Origin of the sequence: Actinosynnema sp. NPDC091369 (assembly GCF_044757065.1) — a bacterium.
Classification (GTDB): domain Bacteria; phylum Actinomycetota; class Actinomycetes; order Mycobacteriales; family Pseudonocardiaceae; genus Actinosynnema.
On record NZ_JBIVUG010000009.1, the window covers coordinates 183,677 to 199,013 of the forward strand.

General features: G+C 72.5%; 18 protein-coding genes. 9 read left to right on the top strand and 9 right to left on the bottom strand.

Going from position 1 to position 15,337, the window contains the following annotated elements:
* Positions 1-5: 5 nt before the first annotated feature.
* The 3 genes from ACIQMJ_RS29625 to ACIQMJ_RS29635 all read right to left on the bottom strand — a co-directional run bounded on the left by ACIQMJ_RS29625 (position 6) and on the right by ACIQMJ_RS29635 (position 2,216).
* The gene (locus ACIQMJ_RS29625; RefSeq protein ID WP_499764277.1) at positions 6-653 is read right to left on the bottom strand and encodes a DUF1707 SHOCT-like domain-containing protein; all 648 of its coding nucleotides are present in this window, start codon (positions 651-653) and stop codon (positions 6-8) included.
* A gap of 24 nt (positions 654-677) precedes the next feature.
* Positions 678-1,160, bottom strand: a complete 483-nt coding sequence (locus ACIQMJ_RS29630; protein WP_499764278.1) for a hypothetical protein — start codon at positions 1,158-1,160, stop codon at positions 678-680.
* A 75-nt stretch (positions 1,161-1,235) separates the two neighbouring features.
* Positions 1,236-2,216, bottom strand: coding sequence for a Gfo/Idh/MocA family protein (locus tag ACIQMJ_RS29635; RefSeq protein WP_499764279.1), 981 nt, complete (start codon positions 2,214-2,216; stop codon positions 1,236-1,238).
* Positions 2,217-2,347: 131 nt separating this feature from the next.
* On the opposite strand from ACIQMJ_RS29635, the gene upp reads away from it, so the two are divergent.
* Positions 2,348-2,974 carry a uracil phosphoribosyltransferase gene (upp, locus tag ACIQMJ_RS29640; RefSeq protein WP_499764280.1) on the top strand — a complete coding sequence of 209 codons (627 nt, stop codon included), beginning with the start codon at positions 2,348-2,350 and terminating at the stop codon, positions 2,972-2,974.
* 179 nt (positions 2,975-3,153) lie between these two features.
* Here the strand turns inward: upp and ACIQMJ_RS29645 are convergent, their stop codons facing one another.
* Positions 3,154-3,993 (bottom strand): NAD(P)H-binding protein, encoded by an 840-nt coding sequence (locus ACIQMJ_RS29645; protein WP_499764281.1) that lies wholly within the window; start codon positions 3,991-3,993, stop codon positions 3,154-3,156.
* A 204-nt stretch (positions 3,994-4,197) separates the two neighbouring features.
* On the opposite strand from ACIQMJ_RS29645, the gene ACIQMJ_RS29650 reads away from it, so the two are divergent.
* Complete coding sequence (locus tag ACIQMJ_RS29650) at positions 4,198-5,499, top strand: glycoside hydrolase family 18 protein (protein ID WP_499764282.1); 1,302 nt, start codon at positions 4,198-4,200, stop codon at positions 5,497-5,499.
* Between the two features lie 64 nt (positions 5,500-5,563).
* On the opposite strand, the gene ACIQMJ_RS29655 is transcribed toward ACIQMJ_RS29650, so the two are convergent.
* Entirely contained in the window at positions 5,564-6,157 is a 594-nt protein-coding gene (locus tag ACIQMJ_RS29655; RefSeq protein WP_499764283.1) for a TetR/AcrR family transcriptional regulator, read from the bottom strand.
* A gap of 81 nt (positions 6,158-6,238) precedes the next feature.
* Between ACIQMJ_RS29655 and ACIQMJ_RS29660 the strand changes: the two genes are divergently transcribed.
* The 5 genes from ACIQMJ_RS29660 to ACIQMJ_RS29680 all read left to right on the top strand — a co-directional run bounded on the left by ACIQMJ_RS29660 (position 6,239) and on the right by ACIQMJ_RS29680 (position 9,693).
* Positions 6,239-6,439 carry a type II toxin-antitoxin system VapB family antitoxin gene (locus ACIQMJ_RS29660; RefSeq protein ID WP_233824133.1) on the top strand — a complete coding sequence of 67 codons (201 nt, stop codon included), beginning with the start codon at positions 6,239-6,241 and terminating at the stop codon, positions 6,437-6,439.
* Between the two features lie 409 nt (positions 6,440-6,848).
* Positions 6,849-7,232, top strand: coding sequence for a type II toxin-antitoxin system death-on-curing family toxin (locus ACIQMJ_RS29665; RefSeq protein ID WP_077009934.1), 384 nt, complete (start codon positions 6,849-6,851; stop codon positions 7,230-7,232).
* Positions 7,233-7,326: 94 nt separating this feature from the next.
* Complete coding sequence (locus ACIQMJ_RS29670) at positions 7,327-7,710, top strand: MerR family transcriptional regulator (RefSeq protein WP_233824129.1); 384 nt, start codon at positions 7,327-7,329, stop codon at positions 7,708-7,710.
* A 44-nt stretch (positions 7,711-7,754) separates the two neighbouring features.
* Entirely contained in the window at positions 7,755-8,699 is a 945-nt protein-coding gene (locus ACIQMJ_RS29675) for an aldo/keto reductase (protein ID WP_499764376.1), read from the top strand.
* Between the two features lie 64 nt (positions 8,700-8,763).
* The gene (locus ACIQMJ_RS29680; protein WP_499764377.1) at positions 8,764-9,693 is read left to right on the top strand and encodes an aldo/keto reductase; all 930 of its coding nucleotides are present in this window, start codon (positions 8,764-8,766) and stop codon (positions 9,691-9,693) included.
* Here ACIQMJ_RS29680 and ACIQMJ_RS29685 read toward each other — a convergent pair.
* Positions 9,690-10,142 carry a flavodoxin family protein gene (locus tag ACIQMJ_RS29685; RefSeq protein ID WP_499764378.1) on the bottom strand — a complete coding sequence of 151 codons (453 nt, stop codon included), beginning with the start codon at positions 10,140-10,142 and terminating at the stop codon, positions 9,690-9,692. The two genes, ACIQMJ_RS29680 and ACIQMJ_RS29685, sit on opposite strands and share 4 nt — an antisense overlap.
* Before the next feature lie 327 nt (positions 10,143-10,469).
* Here ACIQMJ_RS29685 and ACIQMJ_RS29690 point away from each other — a divergent pair, with 327 nt between their 5' ends.
* Together ACIQMJ_RS29690 and ACIQMJ_RS29695 are read left to right on the top strand one after the other, a co-directional pair.
* Complete coding sequence (locus ACIQMJ_RS29690; RefSeq protein WP_499764284.1) at positions 10,470-10,700, top strand: hypothetical protein; 231 nt, start codon at positions 10,470-10,472, stop codon at positions 10,698-10,700.
* A 119-nt stretch (positions 10,701-10,819) separates the two neighbouring features.
* The gene (locus ACIQMJ_RS29695) at positions 10,820-11,128 is read left to right on the top strand and encodes a hypothetical protein (RefSeq protein ID WP_499764285.1); all 309 of its coding nucleotides are present in this window, start codon (positions 10,820-10,822) and stop codon (positions 11,126-11,128) included.
* A gap of 3 nt (positions 11,129-11,131) precedes the next feature.
* Here ACIQMJ_RS29695 and ACIQMJ_RS29700 read toward each other — a convergent pair whose 3' ends face one another.
* The 3 genes from ACIQMJ_RS29700 to ACIQMJ_RS29710 form a co-directional block, all read right to left on the bottom strand.
* Positions 11,132-12,745, bottom strand: a complete 1,614-nt coding sequence (locus ACIQMJ_RS29700; RefSeq protein ID WP_499764286.1) for a phospho-sugar mutase — start codon at positions 12,743-12,745, stop codon at positions 11,132-11,134.
* Positions 12,742-13,572: a purine-nucleoside phosphorylase gene (locus ACIQMJ_RS29705; RefSeq protein WP_499764287.1), complete on the bottom strand. Its 831-nt coding sequence runs from the start codon at positions 13,570-13,572 to the stop codon at positions 12,742-12,744. The genes ACIQMJ_RS29700 and ACIQMJ_RS29705 overlap by 4 nt, the downstream gene beginning before the upstream one ends.
* Before the next feature lie 73 nt (positions 13,573-13,645).
* Positions 13,646-15,322 carry a serine/threonine-protein kinase gene (locus ACIQMJ_RS29710; protein ID WP_499764288.1) on the bottom strand — a complete coding sequence of 559 codons (1,677 nt, stop codon included), beginning with the start codon at positions 15,320-15,322 and terminating at the stop codon, positions 13,646-13,648.
* Positions 15,323-15,337: the final 15 nt, after the last annotated feature.

A 15,337-nucleotide genomic window follows, 5' to 3' on the forward strand; every position in this document is an offset into this window, starting at 1 on the left:
CGCGACTAGCCCTCCAGCTCGTCGTGGGAGCGACCCTTGAGCTTCTTCTTCTTGGGCCGCCGCACCTCGACCGCGCCCATCATGGCGAACCCGGTGATCTTCACGACCGGCCCGCCGGGGATCGTCGGCGCGCCCTTGTGGGTGGCGTCCTCGAACGCGCCCATGAAGCCGATGCCGGACACCTGCACGGTGACGTCCGCGGGCACGATGATCTCCACCCCGCCCATCAACGCGTAGGCGTTGATCGTCGTCACGCCCTGCGTGAAGCGGGCCCGCGTCAGGTCCAGCTCGACACCGCCCATGACGGCGACCGCCGTGTGCGTCGGCGGCACGACCCACTCGCCCCGCCGCTCCACGCCGGACCAGAACGCGAACGAGACCGTGGAGCCGGGCGTGCCGCCGATGCGCGACGCGGGGACGTTGTGCTGGAGCGGCGCGGGCATGAGCGACGGCGCGGGCACGCCGAGGTCGGCGGTCAGCGGCACCAGCTCGCCGTAGGTCTTGGCCGCGTACACCGCCGCCAGGCGTTCGTCCAGCTCGTGCAGGTCGAGCCGGCCTTCGCCGTGTGCCTGTTGGAGCACCTGGGCGACCTTCTCGCGGTCGGCGTCCGAGGCGCGCATCTGACGGGGGTCGGGGACCAGCTCGTCGCTCACCCGGGTGAGTCTAGGAGAGGAAGTTCACGTTCCTGTCGCGACGATGACGAGTTGCGCGGAATTCACGTCCAGGAACGCCACCGCGTGCCACCGCTCGTGGTGGAACGCCGCGTCCAGCGCGTCCCCGGTCAGGAACGGCCCGCCCGGCAGCTCCCCGCGCAGGCCCTCCACCACGTCCGGCGTCCTGCCCTCGTCGGCCGGCGCGTAGGCCGACCGCACCCGCTCGACCTCGGTCGCCGACAGCGCCACGACCGCGTCGATCCAGTAGGTCGACGGTCCGGGCGAGTCCGCGCGCCCGAACGTGCCGGACATCCACCGCGCCCCGGAAGGCGTGCCGAGCACGGGGAAGCGCTGGAGGAGCGGGTCGAGGTCGGTCCGCAGTTCCCCGGTCCCCGACTTCGCCGCCGGCTCGGCCCGGCCCTGGCAGCCGACCAGCGCCAAGGCCGCGACGAGGACGACGAGCCACCACACCGGACGGGGACGGCTGCTCGCTCGCGTGACGTCCATCCGGTGCTCCTCGGGGCAGTGGCCTTCGCCAGGCGGTACTCCCCTTGGAGGAACGGGCGGACGCTCCGGTTCCCGTCAGGTCGGTCGGCGCACCGGCAGCCCGGCGGCGCGGTAGATGTCGTCCACGACCCGCATCGTGGCCACCGCGTCGTCCGGCGTCGTCGGGAACGGCTTGCCGTGCAGCACGGCGTCGGCGAACGCCTCCAACTGGTACTCGTAGGACGGCCGCCGGTCGAACCGCTCGACCCGCCGGTGGCCGTGCAGCTTCACCGCGAGCCGGTGACCCGCCTGGGGCGCGAACGGGTTGAACACGCGCAGCTCCCCGTTGGCCCCCAACACCTTCGCCGACAGCCGCAGCAGCGACCGCGACCACATCGACGCCACCACGGTCCCCGTGTGCCCGGCCGGGAACTTGAGCTCCGCCCGCATCGCCCGGTCGACGCCGTCACCCTTCAGCAACGCCCGCGCCGACTTCACCTCCGGCTCGCCACCGAGGTACCGCACCATGTTCACCGCGTAGCAACCGGCGTCCATCAACGCCCCGCCGGCCAGCTCCAGCGAGTACCGGATGTCGGAGAACTTCGGCAACGGGAACGCCAATCGCGCCTCCACGTGCCGGAGCTCGCCCAACTCCGCGACCACTCCCGGCAACCGCAACGCCAACGGGTGGTAGCGGTAGTGGAACGCCTCCATCACCACCAGCCCGCTGCTCCGCGCCGCCTCCGCGACCGCCGCGGCCTCGTCCGCGTTGGCCGCGAACGGCTTCTCGCACAGCACGTGCTTCCCGGCGGCCAACGCCGCCAACGTCCACTTCCCGTGCAACCCGTTGGGCAGCGGGATGTAGACCGCGTCCACGTTGGGATCGTCCAACAGCTCTTCGTAGCTCTCGTGCACCCGGGCGATCCCGAACCGGTCGGCGAACCTCCGCGCGCGACCGACCTCCCGCGCCGCCACCGCGGCCACCTCCGCCGACGCCACCGACCGCCCCGGCCTCACCAACGCCGCCGGCACGATCCGCGCCGCCCCCAACACCCCGATCCGCACGTGGTCGGCCATGTCAGTTCGTTACCCCCGGCGGCACGTCGTCAACCCCGAGCCCGTTGATCCTCGACAGTGCCGATCGTCGTCCCGACGTGCGGGCAACGAGCCGCCGGGCGTCGACCGGGGGTACCACATACTGTTCGACCATGGACGTCCTCGTTGTCGATCACCCACTGGCCAGGGCGCGGCTGACCACCATGCGTGACGCCCGCACGGACAACGCGGCGTTCCGCGCCGCGCTGCACGAGCTGACCGTGATGCTGGTGTACGAGGCCACGCGCGACCTGCCCGTGGCCGAGGAGCGGGTGCACACGCCCGTCGCCCGCACCACCGGGTACCGCCTGGCGAACCCGCCGCTGCTCGTGCCGGTGCTGCGGGCCGGTCTCGGCATGGCCGACCAGGCGCACAAGTTGATCCCGGACGCGCAGATGGGGTTCGTGGGCCTGGCGCGCGACGAGGAGACCCTCCAGCCGACGCCGTACATGGAGTCGCTGCCCGACTCGCTGGCCGGCCGCCCGGTGTTCGTGCTGGACCCGATGCTCGCGACCGGCGGCTCGATGGCGTACACGATCCGCCTGCTGACCGACCGCGGCGCGACCGACGTGACGGCCATCTGCGCCCTGGCCGCACCCGAGGGCATCAAGCACCTGGAGGACTCCGGCCTCCCCGTCCGCCTGATCACCGCGAGCGTCGACGAGCGCCTGAACGACTCGGGCTTCATCGTCCCCGGCCTGGGCGACGCCGGCGACCGCCAGTACGGCGCCGTCCACTAACCCCCACCCCCGAGAGTCGAACGCTCAGGTCCCGAGAGTCGAACGTTCGCGTACCCCGAATTCAACGCTCAGGTCACCGTCCGACGTTTCGAGCGTTGAATTCAGGGGTCCTGGACGTAGGACACGGTGGACGCGGAGGTTCGACACGCGGGACCTGAGCGTTCGACTCTCGCGAGGGGCTAGGTCAGGGTGGTGGCGTGGTCGGCGGCCCAGGTGGAGAGGGTGCGGCCGGGGTGGCCCGTGACGGTGGTGAAGTCGGGGGTCACGGAGGCCGGTTCCTCGGCGTGCTGGGCCATGTACCCGAGCAGGTACTCGGCCACGTCGTAGGGCAGGCCCTCGTCGCGGATCAGGGTGGCGCGGGCCTGGCCGTAGGTCAGGCGCTCGAACCGGATCGGGCGGCCCAGGCCGCGGCCGATGGCGTCGACCTGCTCGACGTGGGTCAGCGCCTCCGGCCCGCTCACCGTGTACACCCGGCCGGCGTGCCCCTCGCGCAGCAACGCGTGCACCGCCACCTCGGCCACGTCGTCCTCGTGCACCGGCGCGCCCACCGACTCCGGGAACGGCGCCCGCACCACGTCCTCCTCCTTGATGCTCCGCGCCCAGATCAGCTTGTTGGCCATGAACTCGCCGGGCCGCACGTGCGTCCACTCCAGCCCGGACGCCTCGACCACCCGCTCCACGTCGTGGTGCAGCTCGTAACTGCCCGGCCGCCGCGCGGTCACCGCGCTGCTCGACAGGTACACCACCCGCCGCAGGTCGGGCGCGTTCGCCAGGAACGTCCGGGCGTGCGCGACCGCTTCCGGTGACTCGATCGCGGCCAGCAGGAACACCGCGGTCACGCCCGCCAGCGGCAGCTCCTCCGGTCGCGTCAGGTCACCTCCCACCACCTCCACGCCGTCGGGCAGCACGGCCCGAGCCGGGTTGCGCGTCAACGCCCGCGCCGGCACCCCCGCCGCCGCCAGTTGCCGCACGACCGCGCCGCCGATCGTGCCGGTCGCGCCGGTGACCAGGATCGTCACGGGTTCCCCCTTTTCGCTGGAACGACTATTCAAACTTGAACAGCGCCGAAGCTAGCGCGATCGCCACCCACCGCGCACATGCAAAAGTTTGCAAGCAACGCGAGAGAACTTCGCGTTACCGGATTCGGCCGAACGGCCGTAGAGGTGGTCTAGACCTCATCACTACCGTGGTCCAGACCACAGCCGAAGCCCGCGAGGAGAAGCATGTCGAGCAGGAGATGGGTGCTCCCCGCCCTCCTGGCCACCGCGATGGCCGCGTCGCCGGCCCCGCAGGCGGTCGCGCACGGCCGGCACGACGACCGCGGCGACCACGGCAGGTCCGAGCGCGTCGTCGGCTACTACACCCAGTGGAGCGGCTACGACCGCAACTTCCTCGTGCGCGACCTGGTCGCCAACGGCACCGCGCCCCGGCTGACCCACCTCAACTACGCCTTCGGCTTCCTCGACGAGTCCGGCAAGTGCGTCAGCGCCGACCCGTGGGCGGACTACCAGCGGCCGTTCAGCGCCGAGCAGAGCGTCAACGGCGTCGCGGACGTCGCGGGCCAGCCGCTGTCGGGCAACCTGAACCAGCTCAAGCAGCTCAAGGCGAAGTTCCCGAAGCTGCGGATCAACATCTCGCTCGGCGGCTGGACCGGCTCGAAGTACTTCTCCAACGCCGCCCTCACGCCCGAGTCGCGCGCCGCGCACGTGGCGTCCTGCCTGGACATGTGGCTCAAGGGCAACCTGCCCGACGCCGCCCCCGGCGCGGCGGCCGGCGTGTTCGACGGCGTCGACCTGGACTGGGAGTGGCCGTCGTCCGAGGCCGCGCCCGGCAACGTGGTGCGCCCCGAGGACAAGCAGAACTTCACCGCGCTGCTCGTGGAGTACCGCAAGCAGCTGGGCAAGCTCACCTGGCGCACCGGCAAGCGCTACGACCTCACCGCGTTCCTGCCCGCCAACCCCGCGCAGGTGGACCGGGGCTTCGAGGTCGGGAAGGTCTTCGAGCTGCTGACGTTCGGCACGATCCAGGGCTACGACTACCACGGCGCGTGGGAGCCGCTGACCAACCAGCAGTCCTCGATCCGCACGCCCGCCGCGGACCCGACGACGCCGGCGTTCAGCTCGCAGGTCGCGATCGACCACTACCTGCGCAACGGCGCGCCGAAGAACAAGGTCGTCATGGGCGTGCCGTTCTACAGCCGCGGCTGGACCGGCGTGCGCGACGAGGGCAACGGCCTGTTCCAGCCCGCCACCGGCCCTGCGCCCGCGACCTACGAGGCCGGGTACGAGGACTACCGGATCCTGAAGGCCCAACTGGGGAAGTTCACCGTGCACCGGGATGCCAAGGCCGGGCACGCGTGGTTGTTCGACGGCACCACGTTCTGGACCTGGGACGACCCGGTCGAGATGAAGCGCAAGGGGCGCTACGTGGCCGAACGGCGCCTTGGCGGCGCGATGATCTGGTCGCTCGACGGCGACACCGCCGACGGCGAGCTGATCAAGGCGCTCACCAGCGGACTGTCCTGACAACGGGCAGTCCACGGGGTCCGGGGAGGTTTCGCGGCGGCCACCTCCCCGGGCCCCACCTTCGTCACCGCACCCGCCAACCGTCCGCGTGCGCACGCAGCGCGCGTTCGTAGACCGGGGCGATCTCCACGCCGGGCGGCAGGTTCCCGTTGAGCTCCAGGCTCACCAGGCCGTGCACCATGCCCCACATCGCCAGCGCGATCCGCTCCGGCGGCTCCGGCGCGAACAACCCGGACTCCACGGCCCGCCCGACGTCCCGCACCACCGGCAGGAACGTCTGGACGGCGGCCTCCTTCGTCTCGTCGGACGGCTCGAAGTTCGGCACGACCTTGCTGAACATCACGAGGTAGAACTGCGGGTCGGCGAGCGCGCCGGCCCGGTAGGCCAAGCCGATCTGGACGAGGTCCTCCACCGGGTCGTCGGTCTGCGGCACGCACGCGATGCGTTCACCGAATCGGCGGAACGCCTCCTCGTACACGGCGTTCAGCAGCGCCGGCTTGCCGCCGAACAACGAGTACACGGCCGTGGTCGAGGTGTTGACATCCGCCGCGAGCCTGCGCAAGCTCAGAGCGCCGGGGCCTTCGGTGGACAGCAGTTCGCCCGCCCGCTCGAGCAGCCGGCCGCGGAGCGCGTCGTCGTGGGTCTTCGGTCGTGGCACCGGGGCATCGTATCGTAACACTGTTATAAGTCACGGTCTGGTCATCGTGGTATCAAGTTGGTACCGTCATTCTCCATGGCGATGACTCTGCGTCTGAGCGACGAGGAGAACCGGCGGCTCGACGAACTCGCCGCCGCCGAGGGTCGTTCGAAGCAGGAGGTCGTGCGCTTGGCGTTGGCCGAGCGGTGGGCCAGGCTGCAGAAGGAGGAGCAGTTGTCCGAGGTCCTCGGGCGCGTGCTCCCCAAGTACCGGGGCCTGCTCGACCGCCTCGGCTCGGCCTGACTCCCGGCCCCTTCCGATTGCGGGATTCCGCACCTCTGCGCGACCGGTCGACTACTCCGCGCCCACATCCCACACCTTCGAGTGATCGCACCCTTGTGCACTCGCCGTTCGAACACATGTTCGATACGATCAATCCATGCAGCTCAACCGGCGCACGCCCGGTCGTTCACGGGCTTACCTCTGTGAACGTCCACGACGGTCCTCCGCGCACCGGTATGGTGCGCCGTTGAAGATCGGGTCGCGTTCAGGTTGCGCTTCGGTGCACAACGCGGCCGACAACATCCTCGCCGCCCGTCGGGCGGGGAGGCGAAACGGACCTGAGGGGGTGGGTGGTGTCGCCGGAGACGTCCCGGATGCGGCGTGGCCGCGCCGGAGTCCCCGCCCCGCAGGACAGGGAGCGCGTCAAGCAGTGGTCAACTACCTCGACGCCGGCGACTTGCTCGTGCTGGCGACCGCCGTCACCGGCGGGGATCTGGTCGTGCGCGACTTAGGTCTCCTCGACTCCGCAGCCCACCGCCCCAGGGCCACCGTGCTGGGGGTCGAGGCTTACGACACGCTCTGGCTGAAAGCTTCCGCGTTGCTCGACTCCATCGTCCGCACGCGCCCGTTGGCCGAGGGCAACTGGCGGCTGGGCTGGGTCGCCGCCGTGACGTTGTGCGACATCAACGGCTGGTGGATCGACGCCGAGGAGGACGAGGCCCTCGACCTGGTGCGCGCGCTGGGCCGGGAGCAGATCGACGTCGCCGGCATGGCCGCCCACCTGGAGGCGTGGAGCATGCCCAAGGACGACTAGCACGGCCCGCTGTCCGGCCGGATCGCGTGCCGACCCACCGAATGCGCCGAATCGGGTTGACCTGGAGCGCACTCCAGCTCCTACGGTCGACACCGTGACTTACTCGATCGCCCAAGCGGCCGAGCGCAGTGGGTTGTCGATCGACACCCTGCGCTACTACGAACGGATCGGCCTGGTCGACCCGCCTGCCCGGGACTCCGGCGGGCGGCGCACCTACAGCGACGACGACCTGGGCTGGCTCGCGTTCCTGACCCGCCTGCGCACCACCGGCATGCCCATTCGCATGATGCGCGAGTACGCGCAGCTCAGGCACCGCGGCGCGGCCACCGCGGGCAGGCGCAAGCAGATGCTGTTCGAGCACCGCGCCTCGGTCCGCGCGCGCATCGCCGAGCTCCAGTCGTGCCTGGAGGTGCTCGACTACAAGATCACGCACTACGAGCAGATCGAGCACACGTTCATCGAGGGGATCACCGCGTGAGGTCGTTGGGGGAGCTGCGGGTCGGCACGCAGGGCCTGGGCTGCATGGGCATGAGCCAGTCCTACGGCGTCGGGGACGAGGCCGAGTCGATCGCCACCATCCACCGGGCGCTCGACCTCGGCGTCACGCTCCTGGACACCGCGGACGTCTACGGCGGCGTCACCCGACCGGGCACGGCCGACGCGAGCGGCGTGGGCGCGAACGAGGAGCTGGTGGGCCGGGCGGTCAAGAACCGCCGCGACGAGGTCGTGCTCGCCACCAAGTTCGGGCTCGCCGACCCGGACCGCAGGCCGCGCGGTGACGCGGCCTACGTCAGGCAGGCGGCCGAGGCGTCGTTGCGGCGGCTGGGCACCGACCACATCGACCTGTACTACCAGCACCGGGTCGACCCGGACGTGCCGATCGAGGAGACCGTCGGCGCGATGGCCGAGCTGGTCGCCGAGGGCAAGGTCCGGCACCTGGGCCTGTCCGAGGCGGGCGCGGAGACGATCCGCCGGGCGCACGCCGTGCACCCGATCACCGCGTTGCAGAGCGAGTGGTCGCTGTGGACGCGCGACGTCGAGGCGGAGATCGCGCCGACGTGCCGCGAGCTGGGCATCGGCATCGTGCCGTTCTCGCCGCTGGGCCGGGGCTTCCTGACCGGCCGGCTCACGTCCGTCGCCGACCTGGGTGAGGACGACGCGCGCCGCGCCATGCCCCGGTTCGCCGAGGAGAACTTCGCCCGCAACACGGCCATCGTGGACGCCCTGCGCGCACTGGCCGCCGAACGCGGCGTCACGCCCGGTCAGCTCGCGCTGGCGTGGGTGCACCACCAGGGCGAGGACGTCGTGCCGATCCCGGGCACCAAGCGGGTGAAGTACCTGGAGGAGAACGTCGCCGCCGCCGACCTGGAGCTCAGCGCCGAAGAGCTCCGCGCGATCGAGGCCGCCGCGCCGGCCGTCGCGGGCGAGCGGTACCCGGCGGAGTTCCTGAAGCTCTCGAACAGGTAGGGGGAAGACCGTGGAGAACCGCCGGTTGGGCGCGCTGGAGGTCAGCGCGCAGGGCTTGGGCTGCATGGGCATGAGCGACTTCTACGGCCCGGGCGACGAGAACGAGTCCACCGCCACCATCCACCGCGCGCTGGACCTGGGCGTCCGGCTCCTCGACACGGCCGACATGTACGGGCCGTTCACCAACGAGGAACTGGTCGGCCGGGCCATCAGGGGTCGCCGGGACGAGGTCGTGCTGGCGACCAAGTTCGCCATCGTCCGCGAACCGGGGGCGCCCCGGTCCGAGTGGGGCCTGCGGGGTGACCCGGCCTACGTCAAGCAGGCCGCCGAGGCGTCGTTGCGCCGGCTGGGCACCGACCACATCGACCTGTACTACCAGCACCGGGTCGACCCGAAGGTGCCGATCGAGGAGACCGTCGGCGCGATGGCCGAGCTGGTGGCCGAGGGCAAGGTCCGGCACATCGGCCTGTCCGAGGCGGGCGCGGAGACGATCCGGCGGGCGCACGCCGTGCACCCCGTCGCGGCCGTGCAGACCGAGTGGTCGCTGTGGTCGCGCGACATCGAGGACGAGGTCGTGCCGACGTGCCGCGAGCTGGGCATCGGCATCGTCGCGTACTCGCCGCTGGGCCGCGGTTTCCTCACCGGCCGCTACACGTCCAAGGACGACTTCGCGGCCGGTGACTTCCGCCTGGTCGGCCAGCCGCGGTTCGCCGAGGAGAACCTGGCCCGCAACCTGGCGCTGGTCGAGTCGCTGCGCGAGGTGGCGCGCGAGCACGACGTGACGGCCGGGCAGATCGCGCTGGCGTGGGTGCACCACCAGGGCGCCGTGCCGATCCCGGGCACCAAGCGGGTGAAGTACCTGGAGGAGAACGCGGCCGCAGCGGACCTGGCGCTGACCGAGGCCCAGCTGGCCCGCATCGCCGCGGCCGTGCCGCCCGACGCGGTGGCCGGCACCCGCTACCCGGCCGAGGTGATGCCCTCGCTCGGCCGCTAGAGCGTCAACGTGGCCGCGACGGTGGCGCCCAGCTCCCGGCACCGCGCCCGGGCGTCACCGTCGGGCGCGCCGGTCAGCGCCACCGTCCCCGCCACGGCCCGCCACCCCAACCCGCCCGTGATGTCCCGCAACGCCTTCACCGCGCCCTCCGTGCCCAGGTTGCCGTGCACGTACGCCCCGAACGGCCGACCGCGCGTGGCGTCCAGGCAGGGGTAGTAGACCGTGTCGAAGAAGTGCTTCAACGCGCCGCTGATGTAGCCGATGTTGACCGGCGTGCCGAGCAGGTAGCCGTCGGCTTCCAGCACGTCGGACGCGGTCGCGGACAGGGCGGGCCGCCGCACCACCTCGACGCCTTCGATGTCCGGGTCGGTCGCACCCTCCAGCACCGCCTCGAACAGCTCCTGCATGGCGGGTGACGGCGTGTGGTGCACGATCAGCAGGCGGGGCACGCGGCCCAGGTTGCCGCGAACGCCCCCGCGCGGCAACCGCTCGCGCGACCTGGTCCGGCACGTCGACAGGTCCGTCCGCCGCATGACCTCGACGCCTCCGGCGTCCGGATCGGTCGCCCCCTCCGCCACCGCCGGGGCGCGTCGTCGGTAGCATGGCTGTGCGCGATGGCAGCTGACGCTGGCGTCGTCGTGTCGCCGCCCGGGGGAGCGGGGTGAGCCGGTGACGCGGCGGTTATTCGGGACATCGCGCCGCTGTGGACAACTGAACGTGGTTTCCCGACGATCGCCCTCCGCGCTCACCGGTGGGCTTGGTTGTTGTGGGGTGCCATGTCGGTCTGGTGGGCCGCTGCGGTCTTGTCGACGACGACGCTGTCCGGCCTTGTCGCGAAGTGGATGATGCTGCGTTTCCTGCACCGCGTGTACGAGCGCGGCGGGGCCAAGGACCTCAAGGCGGCGGCTGAGGCGCTGCGTGAACTCCGCTCACACACCACCGCCAAGGAACTCGTCCGCGCGAGGATCGGGCGGACGCCCGCGCCCCGTGGGAGACGGGCCCGATGAATGGCGTCCCGGCCGGCGCGACAAGATCAAGAGCGTCGCGCGGGAACCCGCGGGGCCGTCGCGCGTCTTCAGTAGTAGTGACACGGGAGGGAGTCATGGAAACTCGCAGCATCGCCACGATGACGCGGAACCGCCGGATCACCTGGGGCGCGGGTGTCGGCATCGGGGTCGGGCTGATCGGCCTGCCGCTCGTCTTCATCGCCCTGTGGCCGGGGGTCGACCACAGCCCGTGGGACGTCAACACGATGATCCTGGCGACCGGCGTCGCGCTGTGCACGACCAGCTACATCTCCGGCCGCATCTCGGTGGCCGCCGTCACGCAGCACCGCGCCCGCCCGGTGAGCCCGCCGACCCGCCGCCCGTACCTGGTGGCCGGCGGTTCGCTCGTCGTCGCCGTGCTGTGCCTGCTGCTCGCGCTGGCGTCGTGACCGTCAGCTGAGCAGCTCCGACACCTGCGCGCGGAGCTCGGCCAACCGGGCCCGGGCCCGTTCCCGGGCCGACGGCAGGTCGTCCGGCACCGGTTCCACGACCTCCAGGTACGCCTTCAGCTTCGGCTCGGTCCCGGACGGCCGCACGACCACCCGCACGCCGTCGCGGGTGAGCCGCACCACGTCGGCCCCGGGCAGCAGGTCCTCGAACGCGAAGCCCGCCGGCGGCCGGGCGCGCAGCCGCGCCATCAACGCCCCGATCCGGCTCAGGTCGGTGAACCGCAGCGACACCTGGTCGGTCAGGTGCAGCCCGTGGTCGACGGCGAGCTGGTCCAGCGCGTCCAGCAGCGTGCGGCCCGACGCCTTCAACCCGGCCGCCAGGTCGCACGCCACCACGGCCGCCGAGATGCCGTCCTTGTCGTTGACGTGCGCCGGGTCGACGCAGTTGCCCAGCGCCTCCTCGTAGGCGAACACCAACCCCTCGCCCGCGCGCACCAGCCACTTGAACCCGGTCAACGTCTCCGCGTAACGCGCGCCGTGCGCCGCCGCGATCGACCGCAGCAACGACGACGACACGATCGTGGTCGCCACCAGCGGGTCGGGGCTGTCGGTGGTGGACAGCACGAGCGAGCCCAGCAGCACGCCGGTCTCGTCGCCGCGCAGCATCCGCCACGACCCGTCCCGCTCCCGCACGCCCAACGCGCACCGGTCCGCGTCCGGGTCGAGCGCGATGGCCAGGTCGGCGTCCTCGGCCGCCGCCAGCGCCAGCAACCGGTCCGCCGCGCCGGGCTCCTCCGGGTTCGGGAACGCCACGGTCGGGAACGCCGGGTCCGGCACGGCCTGCTCGCGCACCACCCGCACGTCGGTGAACCCGGCCCGCCGCAACGCCTCCACCGCGGTCGCGCCGCCGACGCCGTGCATCGGCGTCAGCACCACCCGCAGGTCGCGGGCCGTGCCGCGGGGCAGTGACGCGACCCGTTGCAGGTACTCGTCCACCTCGGCGTCCGACACCGGCAGGTGGTCGTCCGACAGGGGCACCGACACGGCCGCCGGCACGCCCCGGATCGCCGCCTCGATCTCGCGGTCCTCCGGCGGCACGATCTGCCCGCCGCCCGCCAGGTACAGCTTGTAGCCGTTGTCCGCGGGCGGGTTGTGCGAGGCGGTGATCTGCACGCCCGCCACCGCGCCGTGCCGCTTGACCAGGAACGCCAGCACCGGCGTCGGCAGTGGTCCCGGCAGCACCCGCACGGTGAAGCCCGCCCCCGCCAGCACGCCGGCCGCGGCGGTCGCGAAGTCCTCCGACCCGTGCCGCGCGTCCCGGCCGACGAACACCGTGCCGACGTGCCCGTGCGCCTGGAGCCACGCGGCGAGCCCGGCCGTGGTGCGGATGACCACGGCCCGGTTCATGCCGTTCGGCCCGGCCCGCACGGGACCGCGCAGCCCCGCCGTGCCGAAGGTCAGCGGCCCGGCCATCCGGTCCGCCAGCTCGTCGGCCGCGGCGGCGTCACCGCCCATGGCCCGCGCCACGACCGACTGGAGCTCCAGCCGGGTGTCGGGGTCCGGGTCGTCGGCGATCCAGCGGAACGCGGCGTCGCGCAGGGCCGGGGCGAGGGTCATGCCCGCGTCACCAGCTCGGCCCGGGAGACGAGCTCGCGCAGCAGCGCGCCCATCCGGCTGGCCGCCGCCTGGCCCGCCTCCAGCACTTCTTCGTGGTTGAGCGGCTCGCCGGTGATGCCCGCGGCCAGGTTCGTCACCAGCGACAGGCCGAACACCTCCACGCCCTCCGCGCGGGCCGCGATGGCCTCCAGCACGGTCGACATGCCGACCAGGTCCGCGCCCATGGTGCGCAGCATCCGGATCTCGGCGGGCGTCTCGAAGTGCGGTCCGGGCAGGCCCGCGTAGACGCCTTCCTCCAACGACGGGTCGATCTCCCGCGCGAGGTCGCGCAGCCGCGGCGAGTACAGGTCGGTCAGGTCCACGAACCGCGCCCCGACCAGCGGCGACGACGCGGTCAGGTTCAGGTGGTCGCTGATCAGCACCGGCTGGCCGACCGCCATGCCCTGCCGCAGCCCGCCCGCCGCGTTGGTCAGCACGACCGCGCGGACGCCGGCCGCCGCCGCGGTGCGGACGCCGTGCACGACCTTGGCCACGCCCTTGCCCTCGTACCCGTGCGTCCGGCCCAGCATGACCAGCACGTTCTTGTCGCCGACGCGCACCGACCGCACCGTGCCGCCGTGCCCGACGGCGGTGGGCGCCTCGAACCCGGGCAGCTCGCCCATGGGCACCTCGGCGGCGGCCTCGCCGATCAGGTCGGCGGCGGGTCGCCACCCGGACCCGAGGACGACGGCGATGTCGTGCCTGTCCACCCCGGTCCGCTCGGCCAACGCCTTGGCCGCGTCGGTGGCCAGGGCCTCGGGCGTGGTCTGCTCACTGATACCGGTCACGGCCGCGAGCCTAATGGCCGCCTGGTGGCGCTGCCCGCAGTGCTGCGGTCTCCCCGCCCGCGCGCGACTCCGGCTAGTCGGTCACCCGGAACGTGGGCGCGATCGTGTCGAACAGCCGGCTGCGGCCGGTTTCCTCCTGCTCCGTCGGCACGACGACCTCCACCACCCACAGGTCGTTGCCGCGCGGCAGGACGCGGGAGTAGCGGCTGCGGCGCAGGTCGGGGCCCGGGGGGACGGTGCCGCGAGCCAGCGGGGTGGCCCGCTCCACGGTCCGGTAGCTGTACTGGACGGCGGGTTCCGGGCCGCCCGGCGGCAGGGCGTCGGTCGGTTCCAGCGCCTCGCCGAAGTACTGGTCCTCCGCCCACCGCGACCGCACCAGCTGGAGGTAGTCCTCGATCCGGTTCTGCTCGTAGTAGTCCGGGAACCGCTGCACGGTCACCTCGTACCACCCGTTCGGCGCGACCAGGTGCACCACCGTGCTGGGGCCGAGGCCCTTGTTGCCGCGCTGCTCCAGGAAGCTCGTCCAGTCCGGCCCCACCTCGATGGTGAACTCCGCGCCCTGCTCGCCCTTCGCCGCCGCGGCCGCCGCGGTGGTCGGGAGCAGCGACGGCGTCTCGGTGATCGCGGGCGGGGACGGGGCGCTCCGGGTCGGTGGCGGCAGCAGCGGCGCGCCCGCCACCGTCCTGGTCAGCGCGAAGCCGGACACGCCGCCGATCGCGAACAGCACCACCGCCGACAGCGCCACCAGCACCGCCAACCCCGGCCGGCGGGTCAGCTCCCGCGTCACGGGTTCCCGCCCGGCCACCGGGAACGGCAGCGGGCCGGGGTCGGCGGCCAGCGGGGTGTCCGGCGCGATCGGCGGCTTGGCCGGGGCCGGTCGCACGACCTCCACCACCGGGCGGGTCACCGACGTCGTCGGGAACACGTCGGTGCCCGGCTCGGGCAGCAGGGGCCGCACCAGCCGCCGCACCTCCGCCAGCGCGATCCGCTCGTCCGGCTCCTTCACCATCAGCCCCGCGACCACGTCCGCCAGCGCGCCGCAGGCCGCCGCCGACGGCACGTCGCCGTGCACCACCTGGTTGATCGTCTGCAGCACGTTCGCGCCCTCGTACGGCTGCTGCCCGGTCATCGCCGCGAACAGCGTCGCGCCCAACGACCACTGGTCCGCCGCGAACGACACCGCGCCACCCGCCGCCACCTCCGGCGCGATGAACGCGGGCGTGCCCAGGGTGATCCCGCGGCTGGTCAGCGTGGCCTCGGCGACGTTGCGCGCGATGCCGAAGTCGGTCAGCTTCACCCGGCCGTCCTCGGCGACCAGCACGTTGCCAGGCTTCACGTCCCGGTGCGTGATCCCGGCCCGGTGCGCGGCCTCCAGCGCCGCCGCCACCGCGTCCGCCACGACCGCGCCCTGCACGTCGGTCAGCGGACCGCGCTGCCGCACCACCTCCGCCAGCGACGACGACGGCACCAGCTCCATCACGACGTACGGGTCCCCGTCGACCTGCACCACGTCGTAGAGCGTGACGAGGTTCGGATGCGCGAGCGCCGCCGCCGAACGGGCCTCGCGCAGGGTGCGTTCCCGAAGTACCTCGGCCTCGTCGTCGGGCGTGCCGGAGGGGCGCAGGATCTCCTTCACCGCGACGTCCCGCCGCAGGACCTCGTCGTGCGCGGCCCAGACGGTGCCCATCGAGCCACGCCCCAGGACGTGCCGCAGGCGGTAGCGGCCGGCGATCAGTCGCTCCGTTTCCACTGGGCCATCATTCAC